Source organism: Mesorhizobium sp. M4B.F.Ca.ET.017.02.2.1 (assembly GCF_003998955.1).
Taxonomy (GTDB): Bacteria; Pseudomonadota; Alphaproteobacteria; order Rhizobiales; family Rhizobiaceae; genus Mesorhizobium; species Mesorhizobium abyssinicae.
Window position 1 is genome coordinate 1 of record NZ_RZOF01000018.1, and the last position, 24,373, is coordinate 24,373.

A 24,373-nucleotide genomic window follows, 5' to 3' on the forward strand; every position below is an offset into this window, starting at 1 on the left:
TGCTCGAACAAATCGCCGAGGCCGACGGTCTCGAAGAAGTCGCGCCGCCAGCTTGTCTGCTCATGCGCCAGATAGGTCCATTTGGCGGTCAGGGTGCATTGCGAACGCGCCAGCGAGCCGGTGGCCTTCCAGGTCAGGAAATCGGTGAGGTCGAACAGATAGCCGGCTTCGTTCCACGTTGCTGGCAGATGGCGCTTCAACCACATCAGCTTGGGCGTCGCCATTTCCGGCGACATGACGCCGCCGATATAGTCGAGCACGGCGTGGCCGCTCGCCGTGCACTCGTCGGCCTCGGCGATGGCGCGGTGGTCGAGCCAGACGATGGTGTCCCAGCGCTTTTCGCCGGTGACCGACACGCTGAGCTGCTCGCTATCCCTGCCTCGCCCCACGAGCGAGCAGGGGGCGTCGAAGGAAATGCCGACGACGTCATCGGCCGCGATCCCCGCCTTGGCGACGGCGGCGCGCACTGCCTTGCAGACCGCCGACCAGATATCGCGCGAATCATGCTCGGCGTGATCGGCCTTGGGCTGATGCATGGCGATCGGATGATCGGCGCGCCCGAGCAAGATGCCATTGACGTCGAGAATGCCCGCGCGGGCGCTCCCGGTGCCGACATCGACCGCGCAAACGAAACTGTTGGTCAAGATGCTTTTACTCTCGCTCCCAGGCCTGCAATCAGATCGGGCAATTGCAGCATGTCAGCGAATATAAAGTCCGGTTCGGTCGACGCAAGCCGCGCTTTCAAGGCGGGGTTGTCGGCATGCGAGCCGCCGGTGAAGGCAAAGACACGCATGCCCGCCGCGCGGGCCGCGGCGACGCCGGCCGGGCTGTCCTCGATGACCAGGCATTTGCGCGGTTTTGCCCGCATGCAGGCAGCGGCATGAAGGAAAAGGTCCGGCGCCGGCTTGCCGCGCTTGACCATGGCGGCGCTGAACAGATGCGGTTCCAGAAAGCCGAGCAGTCCGGTGACATCGAGCGCGTAGCGGATGCGCTCCAGCGTGCCGGAAGAGGCGACGCAGAACGGCAGGCCAAGTCTCGGCAGAACCTCCCTGATGCCGGGGATCGGCTTCAACTCCTCACGAAATTTGCGCATCAGGTCGACTCGCATCGCGGTGAGGTGCTGGTCGCTGATCTCGAGCCCGAACTCGCTGCCGAGGATCTCGCGCACGCTCTTCATGCTCTTGCCGAGGAAATGCTCGTAGGCGGCATCCTCCGAGACCGTACCCCCCGCGAGCGCGATCATGCCGAGCAGTGCCGAGACCGAAAGCGCCTCGCTGTCGACCAGCACGCCGTCGCAGTCGAAGATGACCAGGTCGGGAGTCATCCTGGCTGCTTCCGGTGGCTTCAGAGCTTGCCGGCGAGATAGCGCGTCAGCGTCTCGCGCGCGCCGTTTGCCCACAAGACGTTGAGCGCATGGGCAAAAGCCTCGGCGAAGGCGGCGGAGCGGCCGACATCGCCATAGATGTCCTCCATGGCCAGCCAGGCGCCGGGCGCATCCTTCGCCGCCCTGGCGGTCGCCTGCAGGCGATCCCAATTCGGATCATTGGGCTCGATGACGACGCCACTGTCGGTGGTGCCGAAGCAGTAGCGGCACCACAGCGCCGATTCCAACGCGAGGCCGGCGACGCCCTTGCCCGCCTTCAGCCGGTCGGCAATGGTCGGGATGATGAATTTCGGCTGCCGGTTGGAGCCGTCGAGGCAGAGCCGGCGGATGGTGTCGCCGATCTTGGGGTTGGAGAAGCGGCGCTCGATGAGCTGGTAATAGTCCTCCAGAACCGTGTCCGGCACCGGCGGCACGGTCGGGATGATCTCGTCGCGTTCCAGCTTGGCGAGGAAGCCGCGCACCAGCGGCTCCTGCATCGCCTCGTGGACGAAGTGGATGTCCATCAGTCCGGCCGGATAGGCGATCGTGGCATGACCGCCATTGAGGATGCGGATCTTCATCAACTCGTAGGGAGCGACATCGCCGACGAACTGCACGCCGACCTTTTCCAGCGCCGGCCGGCCGGCGGTGAAATGATCCTCCAGCACCCATTGGCGGAACGGCTCGCAGAATACCGGCCAGTTGTCTTCCAGTCCGAAATCGCTGGCCAGGATGCCGCGCTCGCGGTCTGTCGTGGCCGGCGTGATGCGGTCGACCATGCCGTTCGGAAAGGCGACGTTGTCCCGTACCCAGTTGGCCAGATCCTCGTCGATCAGCCGCGCCAGGCCGATGACGCCGTCGGAGGTGACGTGGCCGTTATGGGGGATGTTGTCGCAGGACATGACGGTGAACGGCACGATGCCGTCGGCGCGGCGGCGCACCAGCCCCGCAAGGATGAGGCCGAATACGGTCTTCGGCTCCGCACCCGGCTGAGCATCGGCGACGATGTCGGGATGGGTCGGGTTGAAGACACCGGAAGCCGGATCGATGAAATAGCCGCCTTCGGTAATGGTCAGCGAGACGATCCGGATCGCCGGGTCGGCAAGCTGCTCGATGATCGCGGCCGCTTCGCCCGGCATCAGGAAATCGATCATGGCGCCGGTGACGCGGGCGCTCATATGGCCTTGGTCCTGCTCGACCACCGTGGTCAGCCAGTCCTGTTCTTCGAGCTTGCCGCGGCCGATCTTCTCGCCGGCGAAGACGCCGGCGCCGATCAGTGCCCAGTCGTGGCCGAGGCCCGCGTTGAACAGGTCGTCGAGATAGACGGCCTGGTGCGAGCGATGAAAATTGCCGACGCCGAAATGCACGATCCCGGCCTTGAGCCTGGCGCGGTCATAGTTCGGACCGGAGACCTTCGGGGGGAGCTTGGCGAGGTTCGAGGAAGAGAGTTTCACGGTCATCTGCTTTTACCCTTTGGCCGATACATGGCCTGACAATTCTCCCAACCCTCGGGAGAAGGAGCGGCAGCGAGGGGCGGCATTAGGCTGCCAGCATTCATGCCGCCCCCGCATGCCCCGGCGGCAGCCTCTCCCCGGAGGACGGGAGAGGCGCCTTTCCCCCTCAACTCATCCCCGTCAACTCATCCATTGGCCGCCGTCGACATTGTAGGTCTGGGCGACGATGTATTCGGCCTCGTCGCTGGCCAGGAACACGGCCATGCCGGCGAGGTCTTCCGGCTTGCCCATGCGCCCGTAGGGTACGCCCTCGCCGACCAGCCGCTTCTTCTCGCCCTTCGGCCGGTTCTCGTATCTGGCGAACAGCGCATCGACGTGGTCCCACATGTCGCTGTCGACGACGCCGGGAGCGATGCCGTTGACGTTGATGCGGTGCTTGATCAGATCGAGCCCAGCCGACTGGGTGAGCGAGATAACGGCGGCCTTGGTGGCGCAGTAGACGGCGACCAGCGGCTCGCCGCGCCGGCCGGCCTGGCTTGCCATATTGATGATCCGGCCGCCCTTGCCCCTGGCGATCATCGAACGGGCAGCCGCCTGCAGCATGAAGAGCGTGCCGGCGACGTTGACCGAAAACAGCTTGTCGTAGCTCGCCCTGGTTATCTCGACGATCGGCGCGAGGTCGAAGATGGCGGCGTTGTTGATCAATATGTCGAGGCCGCCGGTCCTGGTCTCCACCGCTTTCACCGCCGCCTCGATGGAGGCCTGATCGGTGACGTCCAGCTTGACGGCGTAGGCCTTGTCGCCGATGGCAGCCGCCGACTTTTCGGCCGCCGCCAGATCGATGTCGGCAACCGCCACTGTCGCACCCTCGCGCGCGTAGGCTTCGGCGAACGCCCTGCCGATGCCGCGCGCCGACCCGGTGATCAGCGCCGATTTGCCTTTGAGCCTCACCGGGCCATCGCCTTTCCGTCCGGGCCGAAGCGATGCAGCTTGGCCTGGTCGGGCGTCAGATAGATGGTGTCGCCATGATGGACCGCGAGCTCGCCGTCGGCGCGCACCGTCAAGGTGCCGACGCCGTCGGCATGGACATGCAGGAAAGTATCGGAACCGAGATGCTCGGCGACGCCGACGGATGCCTTCCAGTCGCCGGCCGTGGTCGAAATGTTCATGTGCTCGGGGCGGATGCCGATGGTCTTGGCGCTGTATTTCGCCGCCGGCGCGCCTTCGATCAGGTTCATCTTCGGCGAACCGATGAAGCCGGCGACGAACAGGTTCTTCGGCGTCTTGTAGAGCTCCATCGGCGAGCCGACCTGCTCGACATTGCCGGCGTTGAGCACGACGATCTTGTCGGCCATGGTCATGGCCTCGACCTGGTCGTGGGTGACGTAGATCATCGTCGTCTTGAGCTGGTGGTGCAGTTCGCTGATCTCGAGGCGCATGGTGCCGCGAAGTGCGGCGTCGAGGTTGGACAGCGGCTCGTCGAACAGGAAGGCGGAAGGCTGGCGCACAATGGCGCGGCCGATGGCGACGCGCTGGCGCTGGCCGCCGGAGAGCTGGCCCGGACGACGCTCGAGGTAGTTGGTGAGGTTGAGCACCCGCGCGGCGTCCTTGACCTTCTTGTCGATGGTCGCCTGGTCCTCGCCCGCCATCTTCAGCGGGAAGGCGATGTTCTTGGCGACCGTCATGTGCGGATAGAGCGCATAGGACTGGAACACCATGGCCAGCTTGCGCTTGGCCGGCGCCTCGCCGGTAACGTCGCGGCCGTCGATATTGATTGTGCCGCCGCTAGTGTCCTCCAGCCCGGCGATCAGCCTGAGCAGCGTGGACTTGCCGCAGCCCGACGGACCGACGAACACGACGAACTCGCCATCCTCGATGACCAGATCGATGTTCGGAATGATCGTCGTCGACCCAAAGGATTTGGAGACGTTCTTGAGCGTGATGTTTCCCATGGTTTCCTCCCCGAGGGATTATTGTCCGTCGTCCGCCGCTTGCGGCGCCCTACTACTTCACCGCGCCGAACGTCAGGCCGCGCACCAACTGCTTCTGGCTGAACCAGCCCATGATCAGGATCGGCGCGATGGCCAGCGTCGAGGCCGCCGACAGTTTGGCCCAGAACAGGCCTTGCGGGCTGGAGAAGGAGCTGATGAAGGCGGTCAGCGGCGCGGCCTCGGTGGTGGTCAGCCGGATCGTCCAGAAGGCTTCGTTCCAGGCCAGGATGATGTTCAAGAGCATGGTCGAGGCAATGCCCGGGACCGCCATCGGGGTGAGCACATAGACGATCTCGTTCCACAGCGAGGCGCCGTCCATGCGCGCAGCCTCCAGGATCTCGCCCGGGATCTCGCGGAAATAGGTGTAGAGCATCCACACCACGATCGGCAGGTTGATCAGCATCAGCATGACCATCAGACCGACGCGGCTGTCGAGCAAGCCGGTGTCACGGAAGATCAGGTAGATCGGGAACAGCACCGCGACCGCCGGCATCATCTTGGTGGACAACATCCACATCAGGATGTCCTTGGTGCGCTTGGTCGGCGAGAAGGCCATCGACCAGGCCGCCGGGATGGCGATGATGAGCGCCAGGATGGTCGAGCCAACCGACAGGATCACCGAATTCAGGAAGAACTTGAAATAGCCGCTCTGCGCCTGGACCTCGGAATAGCTCTCGAACGTCCCCGAAGGGATCAGGGCGAAGCCCTGGATCGCCTCCTGCTCCGATTTGAACGAAGTGATGATCGTGTAAAGGATCGGGAAGAAGATCAGCAGGGCGACGATCCAGGCCGCCACCGTGGCGATCGTCTTGTGCTGGGTGGTGACTGCGCGTGCCATCTTATCCTCCCTTACTTATCGAGGTTCTTGCCGACTGCGCGCATGGCGAAGAAGGCGACGATGTTGGCGAGAATGACGGCGATCACGCCACCGGCGGACGCCTGGCCGATTTTGAATTCGAGGAGCGCCTTCTGATAGACGAGGAAGGGCAGGTTGGTGGAGGCGTAGCCGGGGCCGCCATTGGTGGTGACCAGGATCTCGGCGTAGACCGAGAGCAGGAAGATCGTCTGGATCAGGATGACGACGGTGATGGCGCGCGACATGTGCGGCAGCGTCAGATAGATGAAGCGGCTGAGGAAGCCGGCGCCGTCCATCTCGGCCGCCTCCTTCTGCTCGCCGTCGAGCGACTGCAGCGAGGTCAACAGGATCAGCGTGGCGAAGGGCAGCCACTGCCAGGCGACGATGATGATAACGGCGGTCAGCGGATGCTGGCCGAACCAGTCGATCGGCTGGCCGCCGAAGAAGCGCGCAATATCGGCGAAGACGCCGTATTGCGGGTGCATGATCATGTTCTTCCAGACCAGCGCGGCCACCGGCGGCATGACGAAGAACGGCGAGATGACGAGGATGCGGACGATGCCTTGTCCCCACATCGGCTGGTCGATGAGCATCGCCAGGAGGATGCCGCCGACCACCGTGATCACCAGCACGCTGACGACGATGGTCAGCGTGTTGAGAATGGCCGCAAAGAATGCCGGATTGGAGTAGAACAGCTTGTAGTTGGAGAACCAGACAAAACCGTCGCGGATCGGGTTCAGCGGATTGTATTGCAGGAACGAGAACCAGAGCGTGAAAGCCAGCGGCACGATCATCCAGACGAACAGTAGGATCACCGATGGCGCCATCATGAAGCGGGCAAGCGAACGGGTCTGCTGAGTAGCCATGACGGTCACCCTCCAAATGTCAGCCGGATTTTAGAGTTGTGTCACAATTTCCGAGATTGTGAAGGTGGCCGCCCGACTGGGATTCGGGCGGCCAATGCCGGTCATGATGCGCTACCGGCGTTCGGCACCGGGAGGAGCCTTACTTGATGTAGCCGCCTTCGGTCATCGCCGCGGTGGCTGCGTCCTGCGCCTGCTTCAGCGCGTCGTCGACGCTCGACTGGCCGGCGAGTGCCGCCGAGAACAGCTGGCCGACAGTGGTGCCGAGACCCTGGAACTCAGGAATGGCGACGAACTGCACGCCGACATAGGGCACCGGCTTGACCGTCGGATGCGTCGGGTCGGCCGCGTTGATGGAGTCCAGCGTCATCTTGGCGAAGGGCGCCGCCTTCTGGTACTCGGCGTTGTTGTAGAGCGAGGTGCGCGTGCCAGGAGGAGCGCTGGCCCAGCCTAGCTTGGAAGCGACGAGCTCGGAGTAATGCTTGCTGGTTGCCCAGGAGACGAACTTCTGCGCCGCGTCAGCCTTCTGCGTGCCGGCGGGAATGGCCAGCGACCATGCCCACAGCCAGTTGCCGCGCTTGCCGAGGCCATTGTCGGGCGCCAGCGCATAGCCAACCTTGTCGGCGACCTTCGAGCTCTTCGGATCGGAGACCATGGATGCGGCGACCGTGGCATCGATCCACATGCCGCACTTGCCCTGCTGGAACAGCGCCAGGTTCTCGTTGAAGCCGTTGGACGAGGCGCCCTCGGGGCCGTCGGCCTTCATCAGGTCGACATAGAACTGCAGCGCGTTCTTCCATTCCGGCTGGTCGAACTGCGGCTTCCAGTTCTCGTCGAACCAACGGGCGCCGAATGAGTTCGACATGGCGGTCAGGAAGGCCATGTTCTCGCCCCAGCCGGCCTTGCCGCGCAGGCAGACGCCGTTCACGCCATTGGCGCGGTCGGTCATCTTGTCGGCGGCCTGCTTGATGAAGTCCCAGGTCGGCGCTTCGGGCATGGTGAGCCCTGCTTTCTCCATCAGATCCTTGCGGTACATGACGAAGGAGCTCTCGCCGTAGAAGGGCGCCGCATAGAGCTTGCCGTCGACCGAAAGGCCGCCGGCGATGGCCGGCAGGATGTCCTTCACGTCATAGTCGTCACCGAGCTTGTCGAGTGGCAGCAGCCAGCTCTGCTTGGCCCAGATCGGAACCTCGTAGGTGCCGATGGTCATGACGTCGTACTGGCCGCCCTTGGTGGCGATGTCGGTGGTGACGCGCTCGCGCAGCACGTTTTCCTCGAGCGTGACCCAGTTGAGCGTGATGTCGGGGTTAGCCTTGCTGAAGTCGTCGGTCAGCGTCTGCATGCGGACCATGTCGGCATTGTTGACGGTGGCGATGGTGATGGATTCGGCGTGCGCGGCGAACGCAAGAGCGCTGGCCGACAACAGGCCCAGGGTGAGCGTGCGAAGTTTCATCAAATTCCTCCCATAAACCAAGTGAGCATTTGCCTTGGCTGTGAGCAATTACTCATCTGGTGTGAATTATGTCAAGCCGGATTCGATGCTGCAGCGCAGCACAAGTGACCCGTGCGCCGACACGCAAAAGCGCACGGGCAGATGCATGAAGAGGCGCGGCGGGGTTGGCCAGCGACGGGCTTTGGCGATCAGCCTATTGGCAGGCGATCTCGGCCAGGATCCAGTCGCGGAAGGCGCGGATCTTCGGCACGTTGCGGCGCGCCGTCGGATAGACCAGCCAATAGGCATGGCCATCGTCGCCGACCAGATCGAAAGGCTGGATCAGGCGGCCGTCGGCGAGCTCCGCCTTGAACAGCGCCCTGGTCACGATCGCCACGCCCTGGCCGGCGATCGCGGCATTGGCCTCATAGGCCTGGGCGCCCATGCTGGTGTTGGGGCGCCTGGCCAGCTCGTCGACCGGCAGGCCGGCGGCGGTGAACCAGTCCCGCCACCAGATGTCGCCGGGATCGAGGATCGGCAGGCGCAGGAGATCGGCCGGCTCCCTGACGCCGCCGATGCTGGCGGCAAGCTCCGGGCTGAGCACAGGGGTGAAATCGGCATTGAACAGCCTGTGCACCTCGACGCCCGGCCAGGTGCCGCCGCCCGAGCGGATGGCGATGTCGATGTCCTCGCGGGCGAAGTCGACCAGGCGGTTCGAGGTGTCGAGGCGGACGGCGAGCGAGGGATGCGCGACCTGGAAGGAGCCGAGATGCCGGGCGAGCCAGTTCGACGCGAAGGTGAGCAGCGTCGAGACGCAGAGCACGCCGTCGGCGCCGCCGCGGGCCGCGGCATAGGCGCCGCTCAACAGGGCGAAGGCCTCGCTGACTGCTGGCGCCAGGCGCTGCCCGGCTTCGGTCAGCACGATCTGCTTGGGCTTGCGCAGGAACAGAGGCGAGCCGACGCGCTCCTCGAGCAGCTTGATCTGGTAGCTCGCCGCGGCTTGCGTCATGCCGAGCTCGGCGGCCGCCTTGGTGAAGGAGAGATGCCGCGCCACCGCCTCGAAGACCCGGATCGCGGCGAGCGGCGGGAGCTGGGCGAGCTGCCGTGAGCTGAGTTCGGGCATAAGGCCTCCTTATGGGCCGTGATCGACGTTTGATTGGTCGCAGCGGCCGATCGGACCGATATCTGGGGTCGACGACACCTCTCGTCCAGACATAGCGAAGGCTGACGATCATGACCACGGTACAGGAAAAACTGCTTCTCGTTCCAGGCCAGGCTTGGTTTTCATGGCTTGTGCGTGGATTTGCGCACCATCGGGCGAAGCGGCGGGCCTATCTCGACATCAGGGAGCTGTCGCCGCACCTGCAGCGCGACATGGGCTTGCTGGACGGCAACGGCAATTTCGATCCCTACAATTAGGCTCTGCTGATTTTATCGGAGATCGGGGCGCCTGCTGGCTTGGCGCATGAACGGCTCCGAACCCGAGGCGCAGATCATGCGCCAAGCAAGGCTGTCGCGGTCCGCTCGTCGGTGATGAGGCCGTTGACCAGCCGCCGGTTCACGGCGGCGAGGATGCCGGGCAATTTGCGCTCGCCCATGGCGAGCGCAATGACCAGCGATCTTTCGCGCGACGGCAACGCCGCCGAAGAGACGCGGTCATTGGTGATGCCGTCGATCATGCGGCCCTCGCGGTCGAACACCCAGCCGACGATCTCGGCGATGCCGCCGGCTTTCTGCAGCGACTTCAACTCGCCCTCGGAAATGAAGCCGTCCTCGTAGAGCGGGGCCTTGGGGCCGAGATCGCCGATGCCGACGAAGGTGACGTCGGCTTCCGCCGCCAGTGCCAGCGTCGGCTGGATCATCGGCTGGCTGAGCAGCATGTCGCGCTCTTCCGGCGAGGAGGCGATGACCGGCAGCGGCATCGGGAAGGAGCGCGCCTTGACCCGATCGGCCATGGTGAAGATGACGTTGTAGAAGGCGGCGGAGCCGTCCGGCGAGATGTTGCCGGTCAACGACACCACCTTGTGCTGCGGGCATTCCATCGGCGGCAGTTGCTCGATCGCCGCCTTCAGCGTGCGCCCGGTGCCGATCGCCATGACCAGGGGTTCCGGGGAACGCAGCCGCCGCTCGATTTCCGCCGCCGCCGCCTCGGCGACGCCGATCGTCGTCGAGGACGAGGTGGGATCGCTCGGCACCACTTCGACCAGATCGAGCGCGAAGCGCGATTTGAGCCGCGCTGCCAGGTCGAGGCAATTGGCGATCGGATGGTCGACACGCACCTTGATCAGCCCTTCCGAGACCGCCAGCGACACCAGCCGCTGCGCTGTCTGGCGGGAAATGCCAAGCGTCAAGGCGATCTGGTCCTGCGTGTTGCCGGCAACATAATACAGCCAGCCGGCGCGCGCCGCGTCGTCCAACCGGTTGCTGCCGCTGTCCTGCCGCGAATTCACTTCTGCCTCCCAAACCCGCCCAACAGTGCGCGGGACCACTAGCTTACAGGGAATGTGCCAACGCGCAATTGTCTATCGGCAGGGCAATTGCCTGCACTTGCGATGTGACCTGGAGTGGGGACGGCGGCAAAGGAAGGCCTGCTTGACGGTTTATCTCGGCCCGCAAACCGATTAAGGGGATCGGCAAAGGAGCCTTGCATGACGCCGAAAGCGGTTTTCTGGGATATGGACGGGACGCTGGTCGACAGCGAGCCGTTGCACGAGGCGGCCCTGGTGGCGGCGCTGCGCAGCGTCGGCATCGCGCCGCCGACCAATCTGCATGAGCGGGTGCTGGGCGTCGCCGCATGGCCGGTCTACGAAATGCTGCGCGCCGAATTCGGGCTCGACCTGCCGTTCGACGACTGGATCGTGCGCAAATACGATCACTACCTGCCGCTGGCCGAGACGCTGAAGCCGCGCCCGGGCGCGATCGAGATCTTCAACGAATTGCGCGAACGCGGTGTCGAGCAAGCGGTTGTCTCCAATTCCGACCGGCTGATCGTCGACGCCAATCTGCGCGCCGTGGGCCTGATCTACCCCGGTATGAAGACGATCAGCCGCAACGACGTGCGCGAAGGCAAGCCCTATCCCGAGCCGTTCCTGCGCGCCGCTCATCTGGCCGAGGTCGATCCGGCGCAATCCGTCGCGGTCGACGACAGCCTGACCGGCGCCATGGCCGGCCTTGCGGCGGGGATGCGCACGATGTTCTGGCCGGAAGCGCCGATGGCTGGGCCGCCGGGGGCCGTGGTGATCAACAGCGCTGATGAATTGCGGGCGCAATTGGGGCTCTAAGCGAACTCGTAAGCGTCGGCGCCGTCATCCTAAGCGGCTGGTCATTGGCGATACCGTGTAGCTTGGCGCATGGATTGTCTAATGTAGCGCTGGTCGACCCCCACTCCGTCTCGGCTTCGCCGAGCCACCTCTCCCCCGATCGACGGGGTAGAGGAAAGGCACCAAGCTTTTTGCCGTCAACGCTCCCTTCCTTTCCCTCCGGAGGGGGAAAGGTGGCGCTGCGAAGCAGCGACGGATTGGGGGAACCACGTGGCGATCAAGCCTCGGCCTGATCAGTCACGCCAGTCACAGAAGATGTGTGCATGGCGTATGCGTGACGGGGAGAAGGAAGAGGCCTCAGTTCCGGTAGGCCGGTTCCTGCTCGTCGAGGATCGCCTTCAGCTCGGCGAGATGGCGTTCGGCCTGGCCCGGATAGTTGTTGGCTTCAGCCGCGGTCTTTTCGGCGATGGCGTCGGACAGGGTGCGCAGCGGACGGCCGGTCCATAGCGCCTTGATGTATGTCTCGGCGGCGCGCTCGAAATAGAACATGCGGTTGAAGGTGTCGGCGGCAGTGTCGCCGATGACCAGCACGCCATGATTGCCCATGACCATGACCTTCACCTTGGGATCGGTCAGAAGCTGCGAGCAGCGCTCGCCCTCCTCCTCGAAGGCCAGCCCGCCATAATGGGCGTCGACGACATGACGGTTGAAGAAGGTGGCCGAGTTCTGGTCGATCGGCGGCAGGCGAGAGTCGGCCAGCGAGGCGAGCACGGTGGCGTGAATCGAGTGCACATGCATGACGCAGCGCGCATGCGGCACGTTGCGATGGATGGCGCCATGCAGGCCCCAGGCCGTCGGGTCCGGCGCATTGGGGCCGGAGAGCGTAGCGGGATCGTTGGCGTCGATCAGCAGCAGGTCGCTCGCCTTGATACGCGAGAAATGCACCTGGTTGGGGTTCATCAGGAATCTGGTGCCGTCGTCGTTGACGGCTAGCGAGAAATGATTGGCCACCGCCTCATGCATGTTGAGCCGCGCCGTCCAGCGGAAGGCGCAGGCGAGGTCGACGCGCTCCGCGTAGAAGGGCAGGTTGCTCAGCGGTTCCTTCTGCAGGCGGGCGATGCTCATCGAAAATCCTCCGGTTTTGGCGACAATGCCGCGCTGAAGGCCAGCCAGCAACGGCAAACTCGTGGGTCAGGCCGCCGGGCGCGCCGACTGCAACCCGCCATGCTCGACGATGAACTCGATCACTTCCTTGAGGCCCTTGCCGCGCGACAGGTCGGTGAAGCCGAACGGCCGCTTGCCGCGCATGCGGGCGGCGTCGCTCTCCATGATTTCGAGGTTGACGTTCACATAGGGCGCCAGATCGCTCTTGTTGATGATGAGGAAATCGGAGCGGGTGATGGCCGGCCCGCCCTTCCTCGGGATCTCCTCGCCCTGGCAGACCGAGATGACATAGAGCGTGAGGTCGGCGAGGTCGGGCGAGAAGGTGGCGGCAAGATTGTCGCCGCCGGATTCGATGAAGATGACGTCGAGGTCCGGAAATTTGCGGTTCAGTTCGGCGATCGCCTGCAGATTGATCGAGGCGTCCTCGCGGATGGCGGTGTGTGGGCACCCCCCCGTCTCGACGCCGACGATGCGCTCCTCCGGCAGCGCCTGCAGGCGGGCCAGCATCATGGCGTCTTCCCTGGTGTAGATGTCGTTGGTGACGACGGCGATGGAGAAGTCGTCGCGCAGCGCCTTGCAAAGCTTTTCGGTGAGCGTCGTCTTGCCGGAGCCGACGGGACCGCCGATGCCGATGCGAAGGGGGCCATTGGCCTGGGTCATGCGGAAAACTCCGTGATGGCGAGGATTGCGAAGCCTGCTCCGATCAGCAGGCAGAGCGGCGAATAGAGGCGCTGGTCGAGCCGCGCGAAAGGCTGTTCGGGCGCCAGCCGGCGCCACCATGGCGTGAAGCCGGCGGTGCCGCGCCCGAGGAAGACCAGCGCGATGAGCAGCGAAGTGGCGGCCAGGCCAGGCTTGGGAAAGGGCGAGGCAAAGACCCCCTCGAGCGCCAGTGGCCACAGCGTCGCCAGGCCAAGGCAGGCGGCGACGGCAAAGCTGGCGCCAGGCGACGGCATCTCGTCGACGCCGCGGAAGCCGACGACGGCTCGGGCGCATGACTTGGCATCGGTGCCCGGCCAGATGCCGCCGATGCCCCAATAGACATGCAGCGCGGTGATGAGGAGCAGGACGAGCGAGAGCGCGAAGGCGAGCACGATCATGAGCGGAACAACCGGGAGTACTGGGTTTCGTGCCGCATTGCCATGACGTCGGAGACGAAGGCGCAGCCACCGAGATCGTCGAGCGAAGAAGTGGCGGCGCGGGCGGCCGTCGCCAGCGCGAGCGGCTCGAAGCCGGCTAACGATGCCGTAGCGTCCACCTGGCCGACGACGCCGAGCCGGATCGCCACCTGGACGAGGTTGGAGAAGAAGGCCTGCAGGAAGGCGGAGAGCGCGTCCGTCAGGCCAATGCCGTTGCCGCCGGCAACGGCGCCGACAGCGACGCAGTAAGGGCAATCGGCCGGCAGGCGCCCCAGCACAGGACTGGGCCAGGCCGAGGCTGCCTTGAGGAAGGCCGCGCCCTGCAGCATGGTCTCGGCATGACGCTCGCGCGAGCCTGCCAATGCTTCGGCGACGGCCGCGATCTCGCCGAGATCGCCGACCTCGCTGGCACGGCGCCAGCTCTCGGCAAACAGCACGGCGTCCTTCCAGCCCGAGCCCATCTCGACCAGCGCCTCCAGCCAGGCGGCAAGGCTTTGTCTGTCGGCCACAAACCCGTCCTGCACGGCGCGTTCGAGGCCATGGCTGTAGGAGAAGCCGCCGACCGGAAAGGCCGGCGACAGCCACGCCATCAGCCGCAGCAGGGCGATGCCGGATGGCTGCTCAGTCATGGTGGTGATGGTCATCATGCGAATGGGAATGACTGTGCGAATGGCTGTGGGAATGCTCGCCGCCATGCGCATGGGAATGCGCTTCGGCGTGGCTGTGCGCATGGCCATGGTCGTGATCGTGGCCGGCATGGCCTGAATAGGCGCCGCGCACCGGCTTGAACGGCTCGGTGACCTCGCGCACCGTGGCGCCGAGACCTTCCAGCATCGCCTTGATTACATGGTCGCGTAGGATGAGGATGCGGTCGGCCTCGATCGCCGCCGCGAGATGGCGGTTGCCGATATGCCAGGCGAGCGCGGTGAGATGCACGGCATCGCGGGCACGGATATCGTAGACGTCCTCGGGTGCTGCGACGATCTCGAGCTGGCGGCCGTCCTCCAGCACCAGCCGGTCGCCATTGTCGAGAGCCACCGGCTCGGGCAGGTCGACCAGCACCTTGTCGCCGGTCTCGGTCTCGATGGCGCGGCGGCGCAGATGCCGCTCGTCATGGGCAAGCACTGCCCTGGCGTAAGGGACGGTCGCTCCGGCCTTGTCCGCGGCGAGAACGGAGATCGCGCGCGGGAATTTGGTGAAATCGGTGTTGATGTTCAGTTTCATCTCATGGCTCCGCCATTAGCTTGCGCCCGCGCGCGGGCGGGACGCGACAGCACGCGCTCGAAATAGGCATTGACGCGTTCGGACTCGATCGGAAACCGGCCGGCGCGAGCCCAGCCACCCATGTCGCCAAGCAGCACATCGACCGCGGAAAATCGGTCGCCGAGCGCGAAAGGCTTGTCGCCGAGCCGACGATCCAGCGCCTTGACCTCCGCGGCGAAATCGTGGGCGGCGGCGGGGCCGACATCGACGCGGACTTCCTTCGGCAGAATGAAGCGGTGGCGCAGCTTGTTCCACAGCGGCGCCTCGAATTCCGACTGGGCGAAATGCATCCAGGAGTCCATCTCGGCGCGGCCGGCGAGACCCGGATTGGCGCCCATGCCTTTGTCGGCATGCTTTTCGGCAAGATAGACGCAGATCGCCGCGGAATCGGTGACCTTCAGATCGCCGTCGATCAGGATCGGCACCTTGCCGGAGGGGTTGAGCGCGTAAGCTTCGGGCGAGCGCAGCTTGACCTCGACGAATTCATAGGGCTGCCCGAGCTCCTCGAGCATCCACAGGACGCGGCTGACCCGGGACCCGCGCGATCCGACGGCCTTGTACATATAGTTGAACCCTGCTTTTTCCCGGACCCTAAACCATCGCAGCCCCTAACCCAATGGGCTCAACGAGCGCGGCTCAACGGCCGCCTAGAACAGGAAATACCGCTGCGCCATCGGCAGCACGGTGGCCGGCTCGCAGGTCAGCAACTCGCCGTCGGCGCGCACTTCGTAGGTTTCCGGATCGACCTCGACGTGTGGCGTGGCGTCGTTGAGCACCATCGAATGCTTGCCGATGCCGCCGCGCGTGTTCTCGACGGCGACCATCGCCTTGTCGACGCCGAGCTTCTCTTGCAGGCCGGCGTCGAGCGCCGCCTTCGACACGAACGTCACCGAGGAGTTGGTCAGCGCCTTGCCATAGGCGCCGAACATCGGCCGGTAGTGCATCGGCTGCGGCGTCGGGATCGAGGCGTTGGGATCGCCCATCGGGGCGGCGGCGATCGAGCCGCCGACCAGCACCATCTCCGGCTTGACGCCGAAGAAGGCCGGGTTCCACAGCACCAGATCGGCGCGTTTTCCGACCGCCACCGAGCCGATCTCCCTCGACAGGCCGTGCGCGATGGCCGGGTTGATGGTGTATTTGGCGATGTAGCGGCGGACGCGGAAATTGTCGTTGTCGCCGGTCTCCTCAGGCAGCGAACCGCGCTGGCGCTTCATCTTGTCGGCGGTCTGCCAGCAGCGGATCGCCACCTCGCCGACGCGCCCCATGGCCTGGCTGTCCGACGAGATGATCGAGAAGGCGCCGATGTCGTGCAAGATATCTTCGGCGGCGATCGTTTCCTTGCGGATGCGGCTTTCGGCGAAGGCGATGTCCTCGGGGATCGACGGCGACAGATGGTGGCAGACCATCAGCATGTCGAGATGCTCGGCCAGCGTGTTGACCGTGTAGGGCCTTGTCGGATTGGTCGAGGACGGGATGACGTTGGGCAGGCCGCAGACCTTGATGATGTCGGGCGCATGGCCGCCGCCGGCGCCCTCGGTGTGGAAGGCATGGATGGTGCGGCCCTTGATCGCCGCCACCGTGTTCTCGACGAAGCCGGACTCGTTCAGCGTGTCGGTGTGGATCATCACCTGCACGTCATAGGCGTCGGCGACCGACAGGCAGCAGTCGATCGCCGCCGGCGTCGTGCCCCAGTCCTCGTGCAGCTTCAGCGAGCAGGCGCCGGCCAGCACCATTTCTTCCAGCCCCGCCGGCAGCGAGGCATTGCCCTTGCCGGAGAGGCCGATGTTCATTGGAAAAGCGTCGAAGGACTGGATCATGCGCGCCATATGCCAAGGGCCCGGCGTGCAGGTGGTGGCCAAGGTGCCGTGCGCCGGACCGGTGCCGCCGCCGAGCATGGTGGTGATGCCGCTCATCAGCGCTTCCTCGATCTGCTGCGGGCAGATGAAGTGGATATGCGCGTCGAAGCCGCCGGCGGTGAGGATCTTGCCCTCGCCGGCGATGATCTCGGTGCCGGGGCCGATGATGATGGTGACGCCGTCCTGCATGTCCGGATTGCCGGCCTTGCCGATGGCGGCGATGCGGCCGTCCCTGAGGCCGATGTCGGCCTTGAAGATGCCGGCGGTGGCATCGATGACCAAAGCGTTGGTGATGACGGTGTCGACGGCGCCCTGGGCGCGCGACACCTGGCTCTGGCCCATGCCGTCGCGGATCACTTTGCCGCCGCCGAATTTCACCTCCTCGCCGTGGAGCGTTAGATCCTTCTCGACTTCGATGATGAGCTCGGTGTCGGCAAGCCGCACCTTGTCGCCGACCGTCGGGCCGTACATCTGCGCATAGGCGGCGCGGGTAATTCTAGCCATCAGCACTTGCTCCCGAAAAGCGGCCCGATCGAAGCCGGGCTCCACGTTGGCGCCATCCTATGGTCACGCAATGACCCGCTGGGCGACACCTTGTGTTCCCATTTCGCGGTTGAGGTGGGCGAGTCACCCCGAAACGACCGTTTGCCAAATCGATGGAAGGAAAATCCATGCGCAAAACGACACTTCTGGCGGCCGCCGCTGCCGCGATGCTGGCGAGCGCCGCCAGCGCCCAGCAGCAGCCTGCCCAGCAGCAGCAGCCCGCGCCGACCGCTCCCGCGGCGCCCGGCGCGCAGCCGGCCGTGCCGACGATCCAGAGCGTCAACATCGTCGACATCACCGAGCTGCCCAAGGACACCCAGACGCAGGTCAACCAGGTGATCGCCGAGCGCGGCGAGGCCGGGCTGCAGAAACTGCGCAGCTCTATCGACGCGACGCCCAAGGTGAAGTCGGCGCTGGAAGCCAAGGGGCTCACCTCGGCGCAAGTGGTCGCCGCCAGCATGAACACCGGCGGCGCGCTGACCCTGATCACCAAGAAGGCGAGCTGACGACCGGCCGCGGCGGACCGGCACCCGGTCCGCCCACGGCAAAGAAGAAGGAACCATCGCCGGACGGAAGCCGTTTCGTCCCTGTCGCGCTGCACCGCGTCCGGAAGCGACCCCCCTCAGGAGCGAGCCATGGCGATCAACCCCTTCTCCGTTACGAGGCTGAAAAGCGCCGCCGCCATGGCGCTGCTGCTGGCGGCCGCGCCCCTTGCCGGACTGAACGCGCAAGGGCTCGAAAACAAGGAGACGGTCGACCGCATCGTCGGCTCCGACGTCGAGCAGGAAGAGACCAAGACCACCGCCGAGGCCGGCAAGGTCGCCAGCGCGATCGACCGGACGCGCGAGAACATCGGCGCGGTGCGCAAGACCTCCAAGCTCGACAAGGTCGACATCGTGTTCCTCACCGACGCCGCGCGCAGCGAAGGCGGTCCGCCGCCGGCGATCGAGAGCAAGATCGAGCAGCATCGGGATGACATCGCGGAGCTGCGCAAGGAGATCGAAGCCAACGCACTGTTGTTCAACGCCATCGATTCGCGGCGCGTGCAGGCAGAGGATGTCGTCGCCGTCGCGTTCGACGATCCGGGGAAAGTCGTTATCTATGCGGCAGCCAAGCCGCCAGGCTGAGCCGGACGCGCGGAATGGACCGACAGCTCCAGGCGCCAACGGCCTCACAGCTTGCCCATCACCTTCTGCTGAAAACCGTAGACTTCGCGTTTTCCCCCGAGCGGCACCAGCGTGACGTCGCGCTCCTGCCCCGGCTCGAAGCGGATCGCCGTGCCGGCGGCGATGTCGAGGCGCATGCCCCTGGCGGCCTCGCGGTCGAATTTCAGCCCTTCATTGGTCTCGAAGAAATGATAGTGGCTGCCGACCTGGATCGGCCGGTCGCCGCTGTTGGCGACTTTCAGCGTCAGCGTCGGCAGGCCCTTGTTGAGCTCGATATCGCCTTTGGCGGTGATGACTTCGCCGGGGATCATTGCCAGCCTCACAGCACGCCGAAGACGAGGCCGACGCCGAGCGCCGCGCAAGCGGCACCGGCGGCGCGGGCAAGGCCGCGGAAGCGCATGCCAAGCCCAAGCGCGGCGGCAATGCCTGTGGCGTGGAGCAGCGCGGTGGCGACGGCAAAACCTGCGATGTATTCCAGCCCGCCCGCATTTTCGGGCACTTCAGTGCCATGGGCGTGGCCATGCAACAGCGCGAACAGGCCGATGATGGCGACACCGGCCGAGACAGGCAGGTCAACCGCAAGTGCCACCAGCAGGCCAAGCGCCACGACAGAGGCAAGAATGCCCGGCTCGACGAAGGGTACCGGCACATGCAGCATGCCGAGCGCGCCGCCAGCCAGCATGACGCCGACGAAGGCCAGCGGCCATGCCCATATCGCCTTGCCACCCTTGAGCGCCGCCCAGAGCCCGACCGCGACCATCGCGGTCATGTGGTCGAGGCCGGACAGCGGATGCATGAAGCCGGCGGTGAAGGACGAGGTCGTGCCGACGCCGACATGGGCATAGGCGGGCATCGCCGCTGCCAGCAGCATGACGGCGGTCAGCGTGGTGCGTTTGGTCGAAGCTGAGATCATCGATATGCCTTCTCTTATGCCTTCTCTGGGGACGGTCAGGCGGCCACGCGGGGGCCGCAGCCCTCGGCCTTGAGCACGCGTTTGGTGGAAGCCGGGTATTTCTTCAGCATGGCCGCCGGCCGGATCGGCCGCGCCGTAAAATTGCCGCCGCAGTTCGGGCAGGTGCCGCCGAGCACGTTTCCGGCGCAATCGGCGCAGAATGTGCATTCGAAGGTGCAGATCGATGCGTCCGTCGCCTCCGGCGGCAGGTCCTTGTCGCAGCATTCGCAGTTGGGGCGCAGCTCCAGCATCCTTTCCTCCTCAGCGTATCGGCTCGTGCACGGTCACCAGCTTGGTGCCGTCGGGAAACGTCGCTTCCACCTGCACGTCGTGGATCATCTCAGCGATGCCATCCATCACCTGCGCGCGGGTGACGACATGGGCGCCGGCCTCCATCAGCTCGGCGACCGGGCGGCCGTCGCGGGCGCCTTCAACGACGAAGTCGGTGATTAAAGCGATCGCCTCCGGGTGGTTGAGCTTGACGCCGCGCTCCAGCCGCTTGCGCGCCACGATCGCCGCCATGGCGATGAGCAGCTTATCCTTTTCCCTCGGCGTCAGGTTCATGCGTCTTCCCGGATTGGCGTATTCAGCTTCAGAGTGACCATAATTTGGGCAGGCCGGCCCGTCCGTTGAGCAATTCGACAAGCGGAACCAGCCGCTTGCGGAGCCGGTAGCCGTCCTCGGCGAACAGCCTCGCAAGAAGCTTGCCAGATTGGTTGACGGTCCAGACGCTGGCGCCGCCCGCATCGCCGATGATGGCGCGCGCCGGATCGAGAAAAGCCTCCGCCCGCGGCGAGACCATCAGCAGTGTCGCGACCGCGGCGGCGCCGCCGGCGACGGCCGGGCGGCCGAGCGCGGCCGCTATGTCCGGCCCTATGCGGAAATCCTCGGCGTGGACGAGAGCGCCCTCCTGGCGGACACGCCAGCGGTCATGGAAGCTGCCTTCCGTCGTCCTTTCGCCCATGGCCAGGCGGCCGAACACGGTGGCCTCCAGCAACAGCGCCTCGGCGCCGGCGGCAAGCTCGACATCGAGGCTGCGGGCGAAAGCCGCGCGGTCGAAGACGATGGTTTCCTGCGGCAGCCAGGCGAGGTTGCCGCCTGCGCCGACATTCAGCTCGACCCGCATTTCGGCGCGGTCGGAGGCAGCGCGATAAACCTTCTCGCAGGCCTGGGTGGTGATCGAGGCAGAGGCACCGGCGCCGACGTCGACCTGCCAGGCAAGGCGGTCGCCGCCGGTCAGGCCGCCGGCGGTGTTGATCAGCACGGCTTCAAGCGGGTCGACTGAGACGGCCGGCATGCGGATCTTGGCCGAGCCGTCCTGGTAAAGACGCTCGAGCCGCGTGCGGCCGTCCTTCCTGCCGCAGAAAAGCCTGGCTCGCCCGGCAACACGCTGTGCAGTCGGCGCGGAAGTCGAGAGAGTTGCCATCATGTCCATGCCGCCAACGTTAAGCACTCCGGCGGCTTTGTCGATATATAGCTTGTTGCTTGACAGCGTTTCGGTTTCTATAGAGGGAGCCACCTTGGAACGGTCATGCGACGTCTGACGGAGCATGAAGCGACGACGACGATGCGAATCCGGGGATAAAAGGGGCGCTGATCGATTGGCGTCGGGAAACGACAAAGTGGGGAAGAGACCGAATGGCTGATCAGCTGGCGACGGACATCATCGCGAAGATCAAGGCTCATGCCGAGCCGGGCGGCGAAGAGATCACCACCAGCACCGAATTGACCGCGCTGGGCATCCATTCGCTGGAGCTGACCGAGATCATCTTCGATCTCGAGGAAGAGTATGGCATCGAGATCGAGATGAACACGGTCGATGCCTGGAGCAATCTGAAGAATGTCGGCGACATGGTCGAGGCGGTTCGCGCGCTGATCGCGAAAAAAGCCTGACCGCATGCTGAAACGCGTCGTCATTACCGGCATCGGCGGACTCTGCGGGCTTGGCACCGATGCCGGCGCCATCTGGAGCGAAATGCGCGCCGGCCGCTCGGCGATCGGCCCGATCGACAATCCGCTGCTGCACGATTTGAAGGTCAAGATCGGCTGCGAGATCAAGGAGTTGCCCGAGCACGGCATCGACCGCAAGCAGCTGGTGTCGATGGATCGCTTCAGCCTGCTGGCGGTGATCGCGGCACGCGAAGCCATGCAGCAGTCCGGACTGGCGACGCATGCGGACAATACCTACCGGATGGGCGCGATCGTCGGCGTCGGCGTCTGCGGCTTCGAGGCGATCGAGGAAAACTACCGCGCCATCCTGATCGACAAGAAGAACCGCGCCGGCATCTTCACCGTACCGAAGGTGATGCCGGGCGCCGCCTCGGGCCAGGTCAGCATGAATCTCGGGCTGCGCGGGCCGGTCTTCGGCGTCACCTCGGCCTGCTCGTCGGCCAACCACGCGATCGCCACGGCTGTCGACCAGATCCGGCTCGGCCGCGCCGACGTCATGGTCGCCGGCGGCACCGACGCGCCGCTGGTCTGGGGCGTGCTGAAGGGCTGGGAGGCGCTGCGCGTGCTGTCGCCCGAAACCTGCCGGCCGTTCTCGGCCGACCGCCAGGGCCTGGTGCTCGGCGAAGGCGCCGGCATGGCGGTGCTGGAAAGCTACGACCACGCCATGGCGCGCGGCGCCACAATCCTCGCCGAGGTCGCCGGCGCCGGCCTCTCCGCCGACGCCTCCGACATCGTCGCGCCGACCGTCGAGGGGCCGGAGGCGGCAATGCGCTTCTGCCTCGCCGACGCCGGCCTCAATCCCGAGGACATCGACTATCTCAACGCGCACGGCACCGGCACCAAGGCCAACGACCAGATCGAGACAGCGGCAATCAAGCGCGTCTTCGGCGAGCACGCGCGCGCGCTTTCCATATCCTCGACCAAGTCGATGCATGCGCACTGCCTCGGCGCCTCGGGCGGGCTGGAGATGATCGCCTGCGTGATGGCGATCCGCGACGGCATCGTGCCGCCGACGGCGAACTTCCGCGAGGCCGACCCGGATTGCGATCTCGACGTGACGCCGAATGTCGCGCGCGAACGCACGGTGCGCGCCGCGATCAGCAACGGTTTCGCCTTTGGCGGCACCAATGCGGTGCTGGCCTTCAAGGCGGTCTGACGGCCTCTATTTCCGCCAGGGTCATTTCCATCGACGGTCCGGAACCCTCGCTTGCATATTGATCGCGGCGGGCCGCGCGCCTAACTCATGGCGACCCGCCACGACCGCCGTTCGGCGCCCAGTCCCCGCCCAGGAGCCTTCGATGACCGACCTGTCCGCCTTTCCAATCGCCACGCGCTGGCCGGCCGCCCACCCCGATCGCATCCAGCTCTATTCCTTCCCGACGCCGAACGGGGTGAAGGTGTCGATCACGCTGGAGGAGCTTGGTCTTGCCTACGAGCCGCATGCGGTCAACATCGGCAAGAACGAAAGCTGGACGCCGGAATTCCTGTCGCTCAACCCCAATGGCAAGATCCCGGCGATAATCGATCCGAACGGCCCCGGCGGCAAGCCGATCGGCCTGTTCGAATCCGGCGCCATCCTGCTTTATCTCACTGACAAGACCGGCAAGCTGATCCCCGCCGATCCGATCCGTCGCTACGAGACGATCCAGTGGGTGTTCTTCCAGATGGCCGCGATCGGCCCGATCTTCGGCCAGGTCGGCTTTTTCAACAAATTCGCCGGGCGCGAGATCGCCGACAAGCGGCCGCTGGAGCGCTATCGCGACGAGTCGCGGCGGCTGATCGGCGTGCTCGAAACCAGGCTCAAGGGCCGCAGCTGGATCATGGATGAAGACTACACCATCGCCGACATCTCGATGCTCGGCTGGGTGCGCAATTTGATCGGCTTCTACGAGGCGCGCGAACTCGTCGGCTTCGACGATTTTCCGCTCGTGGCGGCATGGCTGGAGCGCGGGCTGGCGCGGCCGGCGGTGCAGAGAGGGCTCACCATCCCCGCCAGGGGCTGAAAGGCCGACCCTACTTCGCCTTGGCTTTCGCGCCGCCTCTGCCAATCACCGAAGCCGCGAGCCGCGCTGTGGCGGCCACCGCGCCCGTTGCAATGCTTGCCACGGTGCGGATCGGGCCTGCCTTGGCTGCCGCCGGCTTGTGCGACTTCGGCGCCTTCACGGCGGCCTTGTGCACCGCGCCCGGCACCACCTTTTTGGGCGCCGCCTTGCCGAAGGCTGGCTTGGCGTCCTTCGAGCGCTCGGCTATTGCCGGGCCGGCGCCGTTTTTCGCTTGGGTGGCCTTGCGCGGAGCTGCCTTGCCCTTGACGGGTTTTCTTGTGCTGGTAGCCATCGGACGAGTCCTTCAAACGACACAATCAGGATGTCGGCATAACGACCGGAAAGTCTTAAGGTTCCGCTCGGAAATTGCTGCAAATTGAACGAGTTCGCCTTAGCCCGGTTCGCCGATGACGAGATCGGCGACCCGCCGCCGCGCCAGCACGCGATCGATGTTGGGCATGTCGTTGGAGGCGATCCAGGCGCGGGCGTCCTCGTCGGAGCGGCCATGGCCGCGCCAGCGCTCCATCAGGCGGCGCTCGAGCTCGCCCCGCGGCACGTCGACGAAGATGGTGAAATCGAACAGAGGCGCCAGCCGCGACCACGGCTCCTCGTCGAGCAGCAGATAATTGCCCTCGACCAGGATGAACTTGGTGTCGGCGCCGATGATCTCGGCCGCGGCGCGCGACAGTTCCATGCCGCGGTCGAATACCGGAATGGCAATGTCGGGCTCGCCCGAGCGGATGCGCTTCAGCAGCGTCTCGAAGCCGGCGAAATCGAAGGTTTCCGGCGCGCCCTTGCGCGCGCGCAGACCGCGGCGGTTGAGCACGATGTCGTCAAAGTGGAAGCCGTCCATCGGCACCACTTCGGAAGCGCCTTCCGGCAGCAGTTCATGCAGTCTGCCGGACAGCGTCGACTTGCCGGCGCCGGGCGGGCCGGCGATGGCGACGACGAAGCGCTTGGCCTTGCCGGCGCGCTTGAAGATGGCGGCTGTGATATGGGCGATCTCGGACATCGGCGCCTTTCCGGTAGCGATTTTCGGCCGCATCTTGGCGGCAGTCGGCGGAAATTTCAAACCCGCGCGG

Annotated in this window: 31 protein-coding genes; 7 read left to right on the forward strand and 24 right to left on the reverse strand. The window is 65.4% G+C overall.

The annotated features are described in order from the left end of the window. The 9 genes from EN738_RS04310 to gcvA form a co-directional block, all read right to left on the reverse strand. Positions 1 to 644, reverse strand: a 644-nt coding sequence (locus EN738_RS04310; RefSeq protein WP_245494359.1) for an FGGY family carbohydrate kinase, incomplete at its 3' end; no start/stop codon positions are given. Beyond that, entirely contained in the window at positions 641 to 1,324 is a 684-nt protein-coding gene (locus tag EN738_RS04315) for an HAD-IA family hydrolase (RefSeq protein ID WP_127282612.1), read from the reverse strand. The genes EN738_RS04315 and EN738_RS04310, both read right to left, overlap by 4 nt. 20 nt (positions 1,325 to 1,344) lie before the next feature. Beyond that, positions 1,345 to 2,823, reverse strand: coding sequence for a mannitol dehydrogenase family protein (locus EN738_RS04320; protein ID WP_127282613.1), 1,479 nt, complete (start codon positions 2,821 to 2,823; stop codon positions 1,345 to 1,347). A 174-nt stretch (positions 2,824 to 2,997) separates the two neighbouring features. Beyond that, positions 2,998 to 3,768, reverse strand: coding sequence for an L-iditol 2-dehydrogenase (locus tag EN738_RS04325; protein ID WP_127282614.1), 771 nt, complete (start codon positions 3,766 to 3,768; stop codon positions 2,998 to 3,000). Continuing rightward, positions 3,765 to 4,769, reverse strand: a complete 1,005-nt coding sequence (locus EN738_RS04330; RefSeq protein WP_127282615.1) for an ABC transporter ATP-binding protein — start codon at positions 4,767 to 4,769, stop codon at positions 3,765 to 3,767. The genes EN738_RS04325 and EN738_RS04330 overlap by 4 nt, the downstream gene beginning before the upstream one ends. A gap of 52 nt (positions 4,770 to 4,821) precedes the next feature. Beyond that, on the reverse strand, positions 4,822 to 5,646 hold the full coding sequence (locus EN738_RS04335; RefSeq protein ID WP_126057038.1) for a carbohydrate ABC transporter permease: 825 nt from the start codon (positions 5,644 to 5,646) through the stop codon (positions 4,822 to 4,824). 11 nt (positions 5,647 to 5,657) lie between these two features. Beyond that, complete coding sequence (locus EN738_RS04340; RefSeq protein ID WP_126057039.1) at positions 5,658 to 6,530, reverse strand: sugar ABC transporter permease; 873 nt, start codon at positions 6,528 to 6,530, stop codon at positions 5,658 to 5,660. 139 nt (positions 6,531 to 6,669) lie between these two features. Continuing rightward, positions 6,670 to 7,980: a sugar ABC transporter substrate-binding protein gene (locus EN738_RS04345; protein ID WP_127282616.1), complete on the reverse strand. Its 1,311-nt coding sequence runs from the start codon at positions 7,978 to 7,980 to the stop codon at positions 6,670 to 6,672. Positions 7,981 to 8,173: 193 nt separating this feature from the next. Then, a complete protein-coding gene (gcvA, locus tag EN738_RS04350) occupies positions 8,174 to 9,082 on the reverse strand; it encodes a transcriptional regulator GcvA (RefSeq protein WP_127282617.1) in 909 nt (302 codons plus the stop codon). A gap of 110 nt (positions 9,083 to 9,192) precedes the next feature. On the opposite strand from gcvA, the gene EN738_RS04355 reads away from it, so the two are divergent. Beyond that, positions 9,193 to 9,378, forward strand: coding sequence for a hypothetical protein (locus EN738_RS04355; protein WP_127282618.1), 186 nt, complete (start codon positions 9,193 to 9,195; stop codon positions 9,376 to 9,378). 74 nt (positions 9,379 to 9,452) lie between these two features. Here EN738_RS04355 and EN738_RS04360 read toward each other — a convergent pair whose 3' ends face one another. After that, a complete protein-coding gene (locus tag EN738_RS04360) occupies positions 9,453 to 10,409 on the reverse strand; it encodes a sugar-binding transcriptional regulator (RefSeq protein WP_127282619.1) in 957 nt (318 codons plus the stop codon). Positions 10,410 to 10,607: 198 nt separating this feature from the next. On the opposite strand from EN738_RS04360, the gene EN738_RS04365 reads away from it, so the two are divergent. Further along, positions 10,608 to 11,240, forward strand: a complete 633-nt coding sequence (locus EN738_RS04365; protein ID WP_127282620.1) for an HAD family phosphatase — start codon at positions 10,608 to 10,610, stop codon at positions 11,238 to 11,240. A gap of 336 nt (positions 11,241 to 11,576) precedes the next feature. Here the strand turns inward: EN738_RS04365 and EN738_RS04370 are convergent, their stop codons facing one another. The 7 genes from EN738_RS04370 to ureC all read right to left on the reverse strand — a co-directional run bounded on the left by EN738_RS04370 (position 11,577) and on the right by ureC (position 17,145). Then, complete coding sequence (locus tag EN738_RS04370; protein WP_127282621.1) at positions 11,577 to 12,344, reverse strand: class II aldolase and adducin N-terminal domain-containing protein; 768 nt, start codon at positions 12,342 to 12,344, stop codon at positions 11,577 to 11,579. 66 nt (positions 12,345 to 12,410) lie between these two features. Next, positions 12,411 to 13,043, reverse strand: a complete 633-nt coding sequence (gene ureG / locus EN738_RS04375) for an urease accessory protein UreG (protein WP_127282622.1) — start codon at positions 13,041 to 13,043, stop codon at positions 12,411 to 12,413. Then, positions 13,040 to 13,480, reverse strand: coding sequence for a DUF3995 domain-containing protein (locus EN738_RS04380; protein WP_127282623.1), 441 nt, complete (start codon positions 13,478 to 13,480; stop codon positions 13,040 to 13,042). Before EN738_RS04380 ends, ureG begins: the two co-directional genes overlap by 4 nt. After that, the gene (locus EN738_RS04385; protein WP_189605752.1) at positions 13,477 to 14,148 is read right to left on the reverse strand and encodes an urease accessory protein UreF; all 672 of its coding nucleotides are present in this window, start codon (positions 14,146 to 14,148) and stop codon (positions 13,477 to 13,479) included. Before EN738_RS04385 ends, EN738_RS04380 begins: the two co-directional genes overlap by 4 nt. Continuing rightward, positions 14,141 to 14,743 carry an urease accessory protein UreE gene (gene ureE / locus EN738_RS04390; RefSeq protein ID WP_127282624.1) on the reverse strand — a complete coding sequence of 201 codons (603 nt, stop codon included), beginning with the start codon at positions 14,741 to 14,743 and terminating at the stop codon, positions 14,141 to 14,143. Before ureE ends, EN738_RS04385 begins: the two co-directional genes overlap by 8 nt. Further along, positions 14,740 to 15,345 carry a glutathione S-transferase family protein gene (locus EN738_RS04395; RefSeq protein WP_127282625.1) on the reverse strand — a complete coding sequence of 202 codons (606 nt, stop codon included), beginning with the start codon at positions 15,343 to 15,345 and terminating at the stop codon, positions 14,740 to 14,742. The genes ureE and EN738_RS04395 overlap by 4 nt, the downstream gene beginning before the upstream one ends. Before the next feature lie 84 nt (positions 15,346 to 15,429). Then, complete coding sequence (gene ureC / locus EN738_RS04400) at positions 15,430 to 17,145, reverse strand: urease subunit alpha (RefSeq protein ID WP_189379701.1); 1,716 nt, start codon at positions 17,143 to 17,145, stop codon at positions 15,430 to 15,432. 164 nt (positions 17,146 to 17,309) lie between these two features. Between ureC and EN738_RS04405 the strand changes: the two genes are divergently transcribed. Together EN738_RS04405 and EN738_RS04410 are read left to right on the forward strand one after the other, a co-directional pair. Beyond that, a complete protein-coding gene (locus EN738_RS04405) occupies positions 17,310 to 17,687 on the forward strand; it encodes a hypothetical protein (protein ID WP_127282627.1) in 378 nt (125 codons plus the stop codon). A 129-nt stretch (positions 17,688 to 17,816) separates the two neighbouring features. After that, on the forward strand, positions 17,817 to 18,308 hold the full coding sequence (locus tag EN738_RS04410) for a hypothetical protein (protein WP_127282628.1): 492 nt from the start codon (positions 17,817 to 17,819) through the stop codon (positions 18,306 to 18,308). 44 nt (positions 18,309 to 18,352) lie between these two features. Here the strand turns inward: EN738_RS04410 and EN738_RS04415 are convergent, their stop codons facing one another. From EN738_RS04415 to EN738_RS04435, 5 genes are read right to left on the reverse strand one after another with little or no spacing between them, the layout of a single operon-like run. Beyond that, a complete protein-coding gene (locus tag EN738_RS04415; RefSeq protein WP_126057054.1) occupies positions 18,353 to 18,658 on the reverse strand; it encodes an urease subunit beta in 306 nt (101 codons plus the stop codon). Positions 18,659 to 18,666: 8 nt separating this feature from the next. Continuing rightward, positions 18,667 to 19,260, reverse strand: a complete 594-nt coding sequence (locus EN738_RS04420) for a HupE/UreJ family protein (RefSeq protein ID WP_127282629.1) — start codon at positions 19,258 to 19,260, stop codon at positions 18,667 to 18,669. 35 nt (positions 19,261 to 19,295) lie between these two features. After that, positions 19,296 to 19,550 carry a DUF1272 domain-containing protein gene (locus tag EN738_RS04425; protein ID WP_127282630.1) on the reverse strand — a complete coding sequence of 85 codons (255 nt, stop codon included), beginning with the start codon at positions 19,548 to 19,550 and terminating at the stop codon, positions 19,296 to 19,298. Positions 19,551 to 19,560: 10 nt separating this feature from the next. Then, the gene (locus EN738_RS04430) at positions 19,561 to 19,863 is read right to left on the reverse strand and encodes an urease subunit gamma (RefSeq protein WP_095805092.1); all 303 of its coding nucleotides are present in this window, start codon (positions 19,861 to 19,863) and stop codon (positions 19,561 to 19,563) included. A 28-nt stretch (positions 19,864 to 19,891) separates the two neighbouring features. Continuing rightward, on the reverse strand, positions 19,892 to 20,728 hold the full coding sequence (locus EN738_RS04435; protein WP_127282631.1) for an urease accessory protein UreD: 837 nt from the start codon (positions 20,726 to 20,728) through the stop codon (positions 19,892 to 19,894). A 209-nt stretch (positions 20,729 to 20,937) separates the two neighbouring features. Between EN738_RS04435 and EN738_RS04440 the strand changes: the two genes are divergently transcribed. The 3 genes from EN738_RS04440 (at position 20,938) to EN738_RS04450 (ending at position 23,252) form a co-directional block, all read left to right on the forward strand. Beyond that, a complete protein-coding gene (locus EN738_RS04440; RefSeq protein ID WP_127282632.1) occupies positions 20,938 to 21,192 on the forward strand; it encodes an acyl carrier protein in 255 nt (84 codons plus the stop codon). 4 nt (positions 21,193 to 21,196) lie between these two features. Continuing rightward, positions 21,197 to 22,405 carry a beta-ketoacyl-[acyl-carrier-protein] synthase family protein gene (locus tag EN738_RS04445; RefSeq protein ID WP_127282633.1) on the forward strand — a complete coding sequence of 403 codons (1,209 nt, stop codon included), beginning with the start codon at positions 21,197 to 21,199 and terminating at the stop codon, positions 22,403 to 22,405. 142 nt (positions 22,406 to 22,547) lie between these two features. Next, on the forward strand, positions 22,548 to 23,252 hold the full coding sequence (locus EN738_RS04450) for a glutathione S-transferase N-terminal domain-containing protein (protein ID WP_127282634.1): 705 nt from the start codon (positions 22,548 to 22,550) through the stop codon (positions 23,250 to 23,252). A gap of 10 nt (positions 23,253 to 23,262) precedes the next feature. On the opposite strand, the gene EN738_RS04455 is transcribed toward EN738_RS04450, so the two are convergent. Both EN738_RS04455 and EN738_RS04460 read right to left on the reverse strand, forming a co-directional pair. After that, positions 23,263 to 23,583 (reverse strand): hypothetical protein, encoded by a 321-nt coding sequence (locus EN738_RS04455; protein ID WP_127282635.1) that lies wholly within the window; start codon positions 23,581 to 23,583, stop codon positions 23,263 to 23,265. A gap of 99 nt (positions 23,584 to 23,682) precedes the next feature. Next, positions 23,683 to 24,303, reverse strand: a complete 621-nt coding sequence (locus EN738_RS04460) for a nucleoside triphosphate hydrolase (RefSeq protein ID WP_127282636.1) — start codon at positions 24,301 to 24,303, stop codon at positions 23,683 to 23,685. Between the last annotated feature and the right edge of the window lie 70 nt (positions 24,304 to 24,373).